Origin of the sequence: Klebsiella sp. RIT-PI-d, from assembly GCF_001187865.1 — a bacterium.
Lineage (GTDB): Bacteria > Pseudomonadota > Gammaproteobacteria > Enterobacterales > Enterobacteriaceae > Superficieibacter.
On the sequence record NZ_LGIT01000003.1, the window covers coordinates 178,016 to 190,755 of the forward strand.

Annotated in this window: 13 protein-coding genes, 1 tRNA gene and 1 pseudogene; 4 read left to right on the plus strand and 11 right to left on the minus strand. The window is 53.2% G+C overall.

Going from position 1 to position 12,740, the window contains the following annotated elements; translation table 11 throughout:
* Positions 1 to 413 precede the first annotated feature (413 nt).
* Positions 414 to 1,018, plus strand: a pseudogene (locus AC791_RS01250) (MFS transporter); the annotation flags it as partial.
* A gap of 65 nt (positions 1,019 to 1,083) precedes the next feature.
* Here AC791_RS01250 and AC791_RS01255 read toward each other — a convergent pair.
* Together AC791_RS01255 and actS are read right to left on the minus strand one after the other, a co-directional pair.
* Positions 1,084 to 1,157, minus strand: a tRNA-Gly gene (locus AC791_RS01255).
* Positions 1,158 to 1,236: 79 nt separating this feature from the next.
* Entirely contained in the window at positions 1,237 to 1,956 is a 720-nt protein-coding gene (gene actS / locus AC791_RS01260) for an amidase activator ActS (RefSeq protein WP_072094270.1), read from the minus strand.
* 292 nt (positions 1,957 to 2,248) lie between these two features.
* On the opposite strand from actS, the gene idi reads away from it, so the two are divergent.
* On the plus strand, positions 2,249 to 2,794 hold the full coding sequence (idi, locus tag AC791_RS01265) for an isopentenyl-diphosphate Delta-isomerase (RefSeq protein ID WP_049838674.1): 546 nt from the start codon (positions 2,249 to 2,251) through the stop codon (positions 2,792 to 2,794).
* A 40-nt stretch (positions 2,795 to 2,834) separates the two neighbouring features.
* Here idi and lysS read toward each other — a convergent pair whose 3' ends face one another.
* The 5 genes from lysS to xerD form a co-directional block, all read right to left on the minus strand.
* Positions 2,835 to 4,352 carry a lysine--tRNA ligase gene (gene lysS / locus AC791_RS01270; RefSeq protein WP_049838675.1) on the minus strand — a complete coding sequence of 506 codons (1,518 nt, stop codon included), beginning with the start codon at positions 4,350 to 4,352 and terminating at the stop codon, positions 2,835 to 2,837.
* A 9-nt stretch (positions 4,353 to 4,361) separates the two neighbouring features.
* Positions 4,362 to 5,460, minus strand: a protein-coding gene (gene prfB / locus AC791_RS01275) for a peptide chain release factor 2 (RefSeq protein ID WP_148677733.1) whose coding sequence is annotated in 2 segments (ribosomal slippage) — positions 4,362 to 5,384 and positions 5,386 to 5,460 — 1,098 coding nt in all. Because the reading frame shifts where the segments join, the coding sequence is not laid out codon by codon here.
* A gap of 172 nt (positions 5,461 to 5,632) precedes the next feature.
* Entirely contained in the window at positions 5,633 to 7,366 is a 1,734-nt protein-coding gene (gene recJ, locus AC791_RS01280) for a single-stranded-DNA-specific exonuclease RecJ (protein WP_049838676.1), read from the minus strand.
* Positions 7,367 to 7,371: 5 nt separating this feature from the next.
* Positions 7,372 to 8,085: a bifunctional protein-disulfide isomerase/oxidoreductase DsbC gene (gene dsbC, locus AC791_RS01285; RefSeq protein ID WP_049838677.1), complete on the minus strand. Its 714-nt coding sequence runs from the start codon at positions 8,083 to 8,085 to the stop codon at positions 7,372 to 7,374.
* Positions 8,086 to 8,109: 24 nt separating this feature from the next.
* Positions 8,110 to 9,006 (minus strand): site-specific tyrosine recombinase XerD, encoded by an 897-nt coding sequence (gene xerD / locus AC791_RS01290; RefSeq protein ID WP_049838678.1) that lies wholly within the window; start codon positions 9,004 to 9,006, stop codon positions 8,110 to 8,112.
* A gap of 101 nt (positions 9,007 to 9,107) precedes the next feature.
* On the opposite strand from xerD, the gene fldB reads away from it, so the two are divergent.
* A complete protein-coding gene (fldB, locus tag AC791_RS01295; protein ID WP_049838679.1) occupies positions 9,108 to 9,629 on the plus strand; it encodes a flavodoxin FldB in 522 nt (173 codons plus the stop codon).
* 13 nt (positions 9,630 to 9,642) lie between these two features.
* Here the strand turns inward: fldB and AC791_RS01300 are convergent, their stop codons facing one another.
* Positions 9,643 to 10,047, minus strand: a complete 405-nt coding sequence (locus tag AC791_RS01300) for a protein YgfX (protein ID WP_049838680.1) — start codon at positions 10,045 to 10,047, stop codon at positions 9,643 to 9,645.
* Positions 10,028 to 10,294 (minus strand): FAD assembly factor SdhE, encoded by a 267-nt coding sequence (sdhE, locus tag AC791_RS01305; RefSeq protein ID WP_049838681.1) that lies wholly within the window; start codon positions 10,292 to 10,294, stop codon positions 10,028 to 10,030. Before sdhE ends, AC791_RS01300 begins: the two co-directional genes overlap by 20 nt.
* Before the next feature lie 249 nt (positions 10,295 to 10,543).
* Here sdhE and ygfZ point away from each other — a divergent pair, with 249 nt between their 5' ends.
* Positions 10,544 to 11,527: a tRNA-modifying protein YgfZ gene (ygfZ, locus tag AC791_RS01310; RefSeq protein ID WP_049838682.1), complete on the plus strand. Its 984-nt coding sequence runs from the start codon at positions 10,544 to 10,546 to the stop codon at positions 11,525 to 11,527.
* Between the two features lie 50 nt (positions 11,528 to 11,577).
* Here the strand turns inward: ygfZ and trhA are convergent, their stop codons facing one another.
* Both trhA and yqfB read right to left on the minus strand, forming a co-directional pair.
* Positions 11,578 to 12,237 carry a PAQR family membrane homeostasis protein TrhA gene (gene trhA / locus AC791_RS01315; RefSeq protein WP_049838683.1) on the minus strand — a complete coding sequence of 220 codons (660 nt, stop codon included), beginning with the start codon at positions 12,235 to 12,237 and terminating at the stop codon, positions 11,578 to 11,580.
* 163 nt (positions 12,238 to 12,400) lie between these two features.
* On the minus strand, positions 12,401 to 12,712 hold the full coding sequence (gene yqfB / locus AC791_RS01320) for a N(4)-acetylcytidine aminohydrolase (RefSeq protein WP_049838684.1): 312 nt from the start codon (positions 12,710 to 12,712) through the stop codon (positions 12,401 to 12,403).
* Between the last annotated feature and the right edge of the window lie 28 nt (positions 12,713 to 12,740).

The following is a 12,740-nucleotide window of genomic DNA, read 5'->3' on the forward strand; positions in this document are numbered from 1 at the left end:
GGACACCATTACCTGTAAATAACCAACGTGGTTATTGATCTGTTCTCACGCAAAATTATTGCCGGGCCACTGCACTTCCGGATAGCAAAGGACATTATCCGGGTATTCAAATACCACAGACAGAATACGAGAATGACTATTCTCAATGCTCCGGAAGTGTCTGGCTCATCAGTGGTGATTTATAGTGAAAAATTGCGCGGCTGATTTATTCACCTGATGATGGCGTATCTGAAACAGGAATATCCCGCGCCAATCAAAGGTAGTTGCACTGTGCCTATTTTTCTCATTGCGTCCTGTCTCTGATACAAAATGATTAATGAATACTCTTCATAGTCTCTATCCTTCCCGCTGTGATTATTAATAAGCACAAACTCGTTAACATATCCTTCTCTCCTCATGCTTAACGGATCATCATGCTTAATCAACAGGCACGTACACAGTCAGCTACAAAAATCGGTCTCTCATTTCAACTCATTCTGAGCGCCCTGATGGCTGTCACCTCTTTATCAACCGATATTCATCTGACCGCTATGCCCATGATGGACAACGATTTGCAGGGAGATGCAGAGCTGACAATCACAGGGTTCCTTATCGGCTTTTGCATCGCACAACTGTTATGGGGACCGATTAGCGCTCGTTATGGGCGTTGGATGCCTGTACCGGCCGGATGCTGGCTCGAGCAATGATCCGCGACTTGTTTAGCCGTACTCGTGCAGCACACATGCTTTCGACACTGATGATCATCATGGCCATCGCGCCGATTGCCGGGCCCCTGATCGGCGGGCAGATGATTAAAGTCACCTCGTGGCATGCCATTTTCTGGCTGCTGGCGATTATCGGAATATTAATGCTGATGTCTTTATTCTGGTTACCCGAAACATTACCTGCTGAAAAACGCTCGCAATCCTCCGCAACCAGAGGCTTTCAAAACTACTTTGCCTTACTAACTAACGTTAAATACATGCGGTTTACGTTGAGCCTGACCCTGGGGAGTGCCATTGCGTTCAACAGGCTAACAGAATGCTATAACTGCTGATTTATCAATGGGAAATTGAGTTTGCCAGACGTCAGGAGGCTTGAGACTGGAGCGGGCGAAGGGAATCGAACCCTCGTATAGAGCTTGGGAAGCTCTCGTTCTACCATTGAACTACGCCCGCGTTGAGGTGCGTGAAGCATTATAAACTTTACGCACCATCTGACAAGGGACCCGCGCGCTGACTGGCGATTAATTCGCCGTTAGCATTTTGGTTTACTGCCCTGCGGCGGCAGATAGCGGACAGGATCAATGGCCGTAGCCTTGTAGCGGATCTGGAAGTGCAGGCGTACGGAATTGGTATCCGAGCTGCCCATGGTCGCTATTTGCTGACCAATCTTCACATTTTGTCCGTTGTTGACCATCAACGTTTCGTTATGCGCGTAAGCGGTGATGTAGTTTTCACCGTGCTTGATCATAATCAGATTGCCATAACCGCGCAGCTGGTTGCCCACGTATACCACTTTTCCGGCGCCTGCGGCATAGATCGGTTGACCGCGTGGGGCGGTGATATCAATTCCCTTATTGCCGCCATCTGACGATGAGTAGGGCAGAATGACGGTGCCGCTGGTCGGCCAGCGCCAGCAGCGGTCGCCCACGGGCGGCCAGGAAACGGGTGGCAATGACGGACGGGAAGCGGTCTTTGTGCTTCTGGTCGCTTTTTTCCCGGCGGTGGCACGGCTGTTAAACTTAAGCTTCTGCCCAATTTCAATGGTATAGGGCGGAGAGATGTCGTTCATTCGCGCCAGATCCTGCACGCTGGTTCCGGTCAGACGTGCAATGCGGGAAAGCGTATCGCCGCGCTTAACGGTATATACGTTGCCGTCTGAATCAGACTGGCTCGAACAGCCCGCCAGCAGCAGACCTGCGCACAGCAACATCGCCATACGTAAACATTTCTTATTCAGGCGTCCTGCTCTCAAAACAGATCCTCGCGGTATTGTAAGACGCTTTATCATAGCAGTCCTAAGCCATATGCCCAATCTATTGCACCGGGAAAGGATATCCCGCGCTATTCTCTGCATCATTGCCGGTAACTATATCTGGCACAAACAGCCGCTGCCAGCGGCATATGTTCATAAGGATTTTCCTGGATTCGATCGGCGTCAGGCTTATTTTGATAATGCCTTTCTCTTACTGATGCGCTACCCTTGGTGTCTGAAGAAACAGTGGCCCGCAGAAACAAACGGGTTATTTTTATCGTCAGGAGCAGTTATGTTCAGGGAACACGTCATTTTACTGGATGCGCAGGGAAACCCCGCCGGCACGCTGGAAAAGTATGCTGCACACACCACTTCAACGCCATTGCATCTCGCCTTTTCTTCATGGTTGTTTAATACCGAGGGGCGGCTACTGGTTACGCGTCGCGCCCTGGCGAAGAAAGCCTGGCCCGGCGTGTGGACCAACTCAGTTTGTGGTCATCCTCAGCAGGGAGAGACGTTTGAGCAGGCGATTTCTCGCCGTTGTCACTTTGAGCTGGGCCTTGAAATTACCCATCTGGTTCCGGTTCATCCCACCTTTCGTTACTGTGAAACCGATCCGTCCGGTATTATCGAAAATGAGGTGTGCCCGGTTTATGCCGCGCAGGTCGCCAGTGATATCAACGTCAATGCTGATGAGGTAATGGATTACCAGTGGGTCACGCTGGATGCGTTATTCAGCGCGCTTGCCGCGACGCCGTGGGCGTTCAGTCCGTGGATGGTGCAGCAATCGGCTAACGATTCTATGCGTATATTACTGCAAGAATACAGTCTGCGTTGAGGAAATGCCGGATAAGAAGCCTCATCCGGCATAGCATGACTTACTTAACCGGGCGCATTGCCGGGAACAGGATCACGTCACGAATGGTATGGCTGTTGGTGAACAGCATTACCATACGGTCGATACCAATACCCAGACCCGCCGTCGGCGGCAGACCGTGTTCCAGCGCGGTCACGTAGTCTTCGTCGAAGAACATCGCTTCGTCATCGCCAGCCGCTTTCGCGTCAACCTGATCCTGGAAGCGCTGGGCCTGATCTTCAGCGTCGTTCAGCTCGCTAAAGCCGTTACCGATTTCACGACCGCCGATAAAGAATTCAAAGCGATCGGTAATTTCCGGATTTTCATCGTTGCGGCGCGCCAGCGGAGACACTTCTGCCGGGTATTCGGTAATGAATGTTGGCTGGATCAGATGCGCTTCCGCCACTTCTTCAAAAATCTCAGTGACCAGGCGACCCAGACCCCAGCTCTTCTCAACCTTGATGCCGAGAGATCCCGCAATCGTTTTGGCAGAGTCAAAGTTATCCAGCTCGGCCATGTCCGTTTCCGGACGGTATTTTTTGATTGCTTCACGCATGGTCAGTTTTTCAAACGGTTTGCCGAAATCAAACACGTTGTCGCCGTAAGGCACTTCGGTTTTGCCCAGGACGTCCTGCGCCAGGGTGCGGAATAGCGATTCGGTCAGCTCGATCAGATCTTTATAATCTGCGTACGCCATATAGAGTTCCATCATGGTGAACTCTGGGTTATGGCGTACGGAAATGCCTTCGTTACGGAAGTTACGGTTGATTTCGAATACACGTTCGAAGCCGCCCACGACCAGACGTTTCAGGTACAGTTCCGGCGCGATACGCAGGTACATGTCCAGATCCAGCGCATTGTGATGGGTAATAAACGGACGTGCCGCTGCGCCACCCGGGATCACCTGCATCATCGGGGTTTCGACTTCCATAAAGCCGCGACCAACCATGAACTGACGAATGCCGGCCATTATCTGTGAACGCACTTTAAATGTGTTACGCGATTCATCATTAGAGATGAGATCCAGATAACGCTGACGGTAACGTGCTTCCTGATCCTGCAAGCCATGGAATTTGTCTGGCAGCGGACGCAGCGCTTTGGTTAACAGACGCAGCTCGGTGCAATGGATAGACAGTTCACCGGTTTTGGTTTTGAACAGTTTACCTTTCGCGCCGAGGATATCGCCGAGATCCCATTTTTTGAACTGCTCGTTGTAGATGCCTTCCGGCAGATCGTCACGAGAAACATAAAGCTGAATGCGGCCGCCAACGTCCTGAAGCGTGACAAAAGAGGCTTTACCCATAATGCGGCGGGTCATCATACGACCGGCAACGCAGACCTCAATGTTCAGCGCCTCTAATTCTTCATTCTCTTTCGCATCAAATTCAGCATGCAGTTGGTCTGAGGTGCGATCGCGACGAAAATCGTTCGGAAAAGCAATGCCCTGCTCACGCAGGCTAACAAGCTTCTCGCGACGCGCTTTTAGCTCATTATTAAGATCGGCCGCCGCGTCAGCGCTCTGTACGTTTTGTTCAGACATGTTGGTTCCTCATAACCCTGCTTTCAAACTTGCTTCGATGAATTGATCCAGGCTGCCGTCCAGCACGGCCTGCGTATTGCGGGTTTCAACCCCGGTGCGCAGGTCTTTAATGCGGGAGTCATCAAGGACATAAGAACGGATTTGGCTACCCCAGCCGATGTCAGACTTGTTATCTTCCATCGCCTGTTTCTCAGCGTTTTTCTTCTGCATTTCCAGTTCATAAAGCTTCGCTTTCATCTGCTTCATGGCCTGGTCTTTGTTTTTATGCTGGGAACGGTCATTCTGACACTGGGTGACCGTGTTGGTCGGAATGTGGGTAATACGCACCGCAGATTCGGTACGGTTAACGTGCTGACCACCCGCACCCGAGGCGCGATAAACGTCGATGCGCAGATCCGCCGGGTTAATGTCGATATCAATATCTTCGTCAACTTCCGGGTACACAAACGCAGAGCTGAACGAGGTATGACGGCGTCCGCCGGAGTCGAACGGGCTTTTACGCACCAGGCGGTGAACGCCGGTTTCGGTACGCAACCAGCCGTAAGCGTAATCTCCGATAATCTTGATGGTCACGGATTTGATGCCGGCGACTTCACCTTCAGACTCTTCAATAATCTCGGTTTTAAAACCACGAGCTTCGGCCCAGCGCAGATACATGCGCGTGAGCATACTGGCCCAGTCCTGCGCTTCTGTACCGCCAGAACCGGCCTGAATATCGAGGTAGCAGTCGGCGCTATCATATTCGCCAGAGAACATGCGACGAAACTCCAGCTGGGCCAGTTTTTCTTCCAGCACATCGAGTTCTGCAACGGCTTCGTTGAAGGTCTCTTCGTCTTCGGCTTCGACAGCCAGATCCAGCAGCCCGGAGACATCTTCCAGTCCCTGAGACATTTGATCGAGGGTTTCAACAATAGCTTCGAGAGAGGAACGTTCTTTACCCAGCGCCTGAGCACGTTCAGGTTCGTTCCACACGTCCGGCTGTTCCAGCTCGGCGTTTACTTCTTCGAGACGCTCTTTCTTCGCATCATAGTCAAAGATACCCCCTAAGAACGCCGGAGCGATCTGTGAGATCCTGAATGCGGTTCTTTACCGGGTTAATTTCAAACATAGTCAGGTTTCTTTTATTGAACGTATCAAAATACAGTTATAAGGGTGAGATTGTACCCAATTTACGGCTTTTTTTATACACACAAAATTAGTCGGGATGTACTGGCAACGTCTGCCGGGAGTGAAATAACCAGCAGTGAAAAATGCCGCCGGGACGGCGGCATTTTAAAACGCTATACGGGCCAGATATGGTCAATAATAATCTGCAAATTGCGGTTGCCGCGAAACTCATTAATATCAAGTTTATACGCCAGCTCCACCTCCCGTACGCCGTTATCCGGCCAGCAGCTGGTATCGACATTAAATGCAATACCGTCCAGCAGAGGACCGCCGCCAACCGGCTCGACCATCACTTTCAGATGGCGTTCACCGACGATGCGTTGTTGCAGCAGGCGGAAGCGGCCGTCAAATAACGGTTCAGGGAACATTTGCCCCCAGGGACCGGCGTCACGCAGCATTTCGGCAGTTTCAATGGTCATATCGCCAGGAGAGAGCGGACCGTCAGAAACCACTTCGCCTTGTAGCAGAGCGGGATCGAGCCAGTCAGTGATTAGCTCGCCAAAGCGCTGCTGGAATTCGTCGAAGCGCGACGCCTCCAGCGAAAGCCCCGCCGCCATCGCATGACCGCCGAATTTAATGATCAGATCCGGGTACAGCGTGTCCAGCCGCTCCAGCGCGTCACGCATATGCAGCCCGGCGATAGAACGACCAGAGCCTTTCAACGTGCCGTCTCCTGCGGGCGCAAAGGCAATCACCGGACGGTGAAAACGCTCTTTGATTCTGGATGCCAGAATACCCACTACGCCCTGATGCCATTCCGGATGGTACATCGCCAGCCCGCCGGGCAGCGCCTCACGACTGCGCTCCAGTTTTTCACACAGCGCCAGCGCCTCGATTTGCATTCCCTGCTCGATCTCTTTACGCGTCTGATTTAGCGCATCAAGTTCACTGGCCAGCACCCGGGCTTCGGCAATGTTGTCACACAGCAGCAGCGCAACGCCCACCGACATGTCATCCAGTCGTCCGGCTGCGTTCAGCCGGGGGCCCAGCGCAAAACCCAGATCGCTGGCAGCAAGACGGTGCGGCTCCCGACGCGAGATCTCCAGCAGCGCCTTAATACCGGGGCGGCACTGGCCCGCCCGAATACGGTTTAGCCCCTGCCAGGTGAGAATACGGTTGTTAGCATCCAGCGGTACGACATCGGCCACCGTGCCGAGCGCCACTAAATCCAGTAGCTCGGCCAGTTTAGGCGGCGCAATACCGCGGGTTTCAAACCAGCCTTGCTGCTGGAGATGACTGCGCAACGCCAGCATTAAATAAAATGCGACACCCACGCCGGCCAGCGACTTGGACGGAAAATCACAGTCGCGTAAATTTGGATTCACAATCGCGTCGGCATCCGGCAGCGTGTCACCGGGCAGATGGTGATCGGTCACCAGCACCGGAAGCCCCAGCGCGTGCGCCCGCTCAACGCCGGTAATCGACGAGATGCCGTTATCCACGGTCATGATCATCTGCGCGCCGCGGGCGTGGGCCTGATCGACCACTTCCGGGCTTAAGCCGTAGCCATCTTCAAATCGGTTGGGCACCAGATACGCCACGCTTTCGCAACCCAGCGCCCGCAGTGCCAGTACGCTAAGCGCGGTACTGGTTGCACCGTCGGCGTCAAAATCACCGACGACCACAATCCGCAGCCCTTCACGCAGCGCGTTGTAGAGCATCCCGACCGCTTTATCAATGCCGGTCAGTTGCTGCCACGTCAGCATCCCTTTGACGCCACGCTCCAGATCTTTCGCGCTTTTCACGCCGCGGCCCGCGTACAAACGCCGTAATAAATCGGGCAGGTCGGCTGGAAGCTCTGCAGTATCATCCACCTCGCGGCGGCGTAGTTGTATCGGTTGTTTCACGCGAATTATTTACCGCCAGTCTGTTTCTGATGCTCGTCAAGAAAGGCTTTCATCTCTTTTGGCCCCTGATAACCTGGCACGACGTTGCCGTCGCTAAGCACGATGGCAGGTGTGCCGTTGACGCCGAACTGCACGCCAAGCGCGTAGTGGTTGGCAATGTCGATATCACAGGATGCTGGCTTAATGCCCTTGCTGTTCATGGCATCGTCAAAGGCTTTGTTACGATCTTTCGCACACCAGATCGCCTTCATATCTTTTTCCGGCTGGCTTTGCAGGCCCGCGCGCGGGAAGGCCAGATAGCGCACGGTGATGCCCAGCGCATTGTAATCGCTCATCTCTTCGTGCAGCTTGTGGCAGTAGCCGCACGTGATGTCGGTGAAGACCGTGATAACGTATTTTTGCTGCGGCGCTTTATAGATAATCATCTCTTTTTCCAGCGCATTCAGGTGCTTCATTAGCATCTGATTGGTCACGTTGACCGGCTGAGCGCCGCTAACGTCATACAGCGGCCCCTGGATCATATGCTTGCCGTCGTCGGAGACATAGAGCACGCCGCTGTTGGTCAGCACGGTTTTCATTCCGGCGACAGGTGCAGGCTGAATGTCTGAGCTTTGCACGCCCAGTTTTGCCAGCGCCTGCTGGATGGCAGCGTCGTCCGCGTGGGCCAGACCGGTAAATACCGGGGTCATCAGCGAGAGGAACAACAAACCTTTTTTCATACAATATCCTTTTAGAGTAGGCAATTACGCGCGCGGATGATGCTGCTGATGTAATTGTCTTAAACGTTCAGTGGCGACATGGGTGTAAATTTGCGTCGTGGAAAGATCGCTGTGGCCCAGTAGCATTTGCACGACGCGTAAATCCGCACCGTGATTCAGTAAGTGAGTGGCAAAAGCATGACGCAGTACGTGCGGCGACAGCTTCTCGCTATCGATCCCGGCAAGCAGAGCGTAATGTTTTATGCGATGCCAGAAGGTCTGGCGGGTCATCTGCTGCGCGCGCTGGCTGGGAAACAGGACGTCAATCGAGACGCCGTTTAGCAACCACGGTCGCCCGTGCTCAAGGTACGTTTCCAGCCAGTAGACCGCCTCTTCTCCCAGCGGCACCAGCCGTTCTTTGTTCCCTTTGCCGATCACCCGCACTACGCCCTGACGCAGGCTGACATCACTCATTGTCAATCCGACCAGTTCAGAGACGCGCAGGCCGGTGGCATAAAGCACTTCCAGCATCGCTTTGTCGCGCAGTTCCAGCGGCCGATCGGTCACCGGCGCCTGCAGCAGACGTTCAATCTGCTGCTCGGATAAATCTTTAGGCAGCCGCTGCGGCAGTTTTGGTGACGCCAGCAGCGCGCTGGGGTCGTCCGCACGCACCTTTTCCCGATACAGGTGCTGGAAAAAACGCCGTATCGCGCTTAGCAGCCGGGCGGAGCTGGTCGCTTTATACCCCCCCGCCAGCCGTTCGGCCAGCAGCGCCTGGAGATCGTCATGCTGCACCTGGGCAAGAGACAACTGCCGGTGATGTAACCACTCCACCAGCATGGTCAGATCGCGACGATAGGCGCTAAGCGTATTCTCCGCGAGGTTACGTTCAAGCCAGAGCGCATCAAGAAACTGCTCTATACGTGCGAGATCCTTTTCCATCTGTGCCTCTTTCCCCCTTCTGCTGCTGCATTATGCCTGATTAATTCGCGTTTCTGGTACACTGAGCGCAACGTCATGAGAAGAATTGAGACATTTACGCCATGAATATCGGTCTTTTTTACGGTTCCAGCACCTGCTATACCGAGATGGCCGCGGAGAAAATTCGCGACATTATCGGGCCGGAACTGATTACGTTACACAACCTGAAGGACGATTCTCCTTCGCTAATGGAGCAGTATGATGTCCTTATTCTGGGCATTCCTACCTGGGATTTCGGCGAAATTCAGGAAGACTGGGAAGCCGTCTGGGATCAGTTGAGCACGCTCAATCTGAAGGGCAAACTGGTGGCCCTGTATGGGATGGGCGATCAGCTGGGCTATGGCGAGTGGTTTCTTGACGCACTCGGCATGCTGCACGATCGCCTGGCGACCCATGAGGTCAAATTTATTGGCTACTGGCCTACCGACGGCTATGAATTTACCAGCAAAATCCCGGTTATTGCCGACGGTAAGCTGTTTGTCGGTCTCGCGCTGGATGAAACCAACCAGTATGATCTGAGCGATGAGCGCATTGAGACGTGGTGCGAACAGATCCTTATCGAAATGGCAGAGCATTTCTCCTGAGCCTGACTTTGCGTTACGCCGGTTGTTGCATTATTAACCGGCGTAAATCGCGCCACTCCCCGCGATCCATACTATCGACCGCCAGCCATAAATGCTGCTGCCGCCTGCCGCCGGGTTTTCTCAACCGCAGCATCATGCCGCTTTTCAGCATCCACGGCGTGCCAATAATTTCCCACTCCTGACCCTGCCAGCGCAAACGGGAACGGGTCATGAGTTTAATCTCACCCTGACGTGCGTTAATGCGCCGTTGGCTGCGCACGCAATCAAACACGACCAGCGATAACATCAGCAGCCATAATGGCATGTAACTTAACGGCCAGGGCATCAGTAAAACAAAAGCGGCGACCACACCATGAAGCAGAAGCGATAGCCACTGTGAGCGCCATGAGACGCGTAAATCAGATTGCCACAGGACCACGTTCCCGATTCCGTGTTTGAATTAATTGCACCATGCGGTGTAGCTCAGCGTCAGCGGGTTTTCCGTGATTCATCAACCAGTTGAACAGGTCTGGGTCGTCGCATTCTAAAAGACGAATAAACAGTTGTTTGTCATTGTCACTCAGCGTGTCGTACTCGTATTCGAAGAAAGGCATGATGGAAATATCGAGTTCGCGCATACCGCGGCGGCACGCCCAGTGGATACGGGCTTTGTTAGTAATATCCATGTTTTCAATCCTGCGTCGCTATATCGCAATGAGTGTAACGCGTTTTGACGACTTACCTTACAGGATTCTTGCGGTCTGCGAGCTGGATTCCACTTAAAATCCTGCAAAATTAATCATTTCTCTGATATGACGCAACATGACAGCCATCAGAAACGGCACAAAAGGCGTGTTAAAAGCGCTTGCAATGGCAACAGGCTCTTTTACCATGAGAGATATTGTTACTTCGCGTTATGCAACCAGGACACTACTATGTCATTTACTCCGTTTCCTCCGCGCCAGCCTTCCGCTTCTGCACGTTTGCCGCTGACGCTTATGACGCTTGACGACTGGGCGCTGTCGACCATTACCGGCGCGGACAGTGAAAAATATTTACAGGGCCAGGTGACCGCCGATGTGGCTGCGCTTACGGAGCATCAGCACCTGCTGGCGGCACATTGTGATGCCAAAGGGAAGATGTGGAGCAACATGCGCATTTTTCATCACGCCGGTGGCTTCGCCTGGATTGAGCGCCGCAGCCTGCGCGATGCGCAGCTTAACGAGCTGAAAAAGTACGCGGTCTTCTCCAAAGTGGCCATTGCTGCTGACGACGAGTCCGTTCTACTCGGCGTGGCCGGATTTCAGGCGCGCGCGGCGCTGGCGAATTTATTTAGCGAACTGCCGGATGCCGAAAAGCAGATGGTTAAAGAAGGCGACACCTCGGTGCTGTGGTTTGCCCACCCCGGCGAGCGCTTTCTGCTGGTAACCGATGCCGCCACCGCGCAGCGCGTGACCGACGCCCTGCGCGGTGAAGCGCAGTTGAATAATAGCCAGCAGTGGCTGGCGCTGAATATTGAAGCGGGTCTGCCGGTTATCGACGCGGTAAACAGCGGGCAGTTTATTCCGCAGGCCACCAATTTACAGGCGCTGGGTGGTATCAGCTTTAAAAAAGGCTGCTATACCGGGCAGGAGATGGTGGCGCGCGCCAAGTTCCGCGGTGCTAACAAACGCGCGCTGTGGTCGCTGGCAGGCCAGGCCAGTCGTGTACCGGAAGCTGGAGAAGATCTGGAACTGCAAATGGGTGAGAACTGGCGTCGTACCGGCACCATTCTGGCAGCCGTGCAGCTTGATGACGGCAGTCTGCGGGTTCAGGCGGTCATGAATAACGATATGGAGCCGGACAGCGTTTTCCGCGTACGCGATGACGCAAACACCCTGCACATTGAGCCGCTGCCCTATTCGCTGGAAGAAAGTTAACGCTTCACGGGAATAAAAGCATCCCGGCCGGCGCAACGCCGCCGGGACGTTCAGACGCTGGCAATGTACAGATAAATCGCCAGAAAATGACAGATGCTGCCACCCAGAACAAAGCCGTGCCAGATAGCATGATTCCAGGGAATGCGCTCGCAAACGTAAAAAATAACCCCCAGCGAATAGACCAGCCCGCCAATTGCCAGCAGTACCACGCTTCCCGCCGCCAGCTTGACGGCCATTTCATAAATAACCACCAGCGATAGCCAGCCCATGGTCAGATAGGTTATCACCGACAGCATCTCGAACCGGTGGGCAATCGTCAGCTTAAAGACGATCCCCAGCAGGGCAAGACTCCAGATAACCACCATCAGGCCGTGCGCCAGCGGAGAATTCAGGCCAACCAGCAAAAAAGGCGTGTAGGTTCCGGCAATTAATAAGTAAATCGCACAGTGATCAAATTTTTTCAGCCAGGTCTTAGCCCGCGGATGCGGGATCGCGTGATACAGCGTTGAGGCCAAAAACAGCAGGATCATGCTGCCGCCGTACAGGCTGTAGCTGGTAATCGCCATAGGTCCGGCATGGCTATCTACGGCCTGAACCAGCAGTAGCACCAGCCCGACAATGCCAAATACCAGCCCAATACCGTGGCTGATACTGTTGGCGATTTCCTCTGCCAGTGTGTATCCCTGAGGGGTTATTGCCTTTTGAACCATAGAATTCTCCGTAAAAGCGAACACGCTCGTGATTGCGCTTTTAGCGTAACTGAGAATAGTTCCAGTGAACACCTGTTAGCTAAAATAATTAGATTAAATACATAAATCCTTTAAATTCAATAAATTAATCATAATTATTCAGCTAACATTTGTAAGCATTAAATCAAACACATTTAAAATCAATCACATAAAACTGTGTCTGATTTGGGTAGATCCCGACAATCACCTTTCTAAGCTCATCAAGCGTCATATTTTCCTGACGGGCGTGATCTTCAGTCAGCGTGTCTAATGTCACGGTTGAAGTGCCGACAACCTGAATAGTGCAGAAATACACATCGTCTTCAAAGCGCCCGACCCGCAGGATATCGCCCGTTTTAAAATGAGATTCGGACGCATCACGGAGCGTAATCGTTTTTCGCCCGGCCAGAATGTCCGGCTGAAAGCGCTGAAAAAAAGTGATGTCATTGGCCTGCATGTTATTATTCTCCCTGGATGAAGTCTGA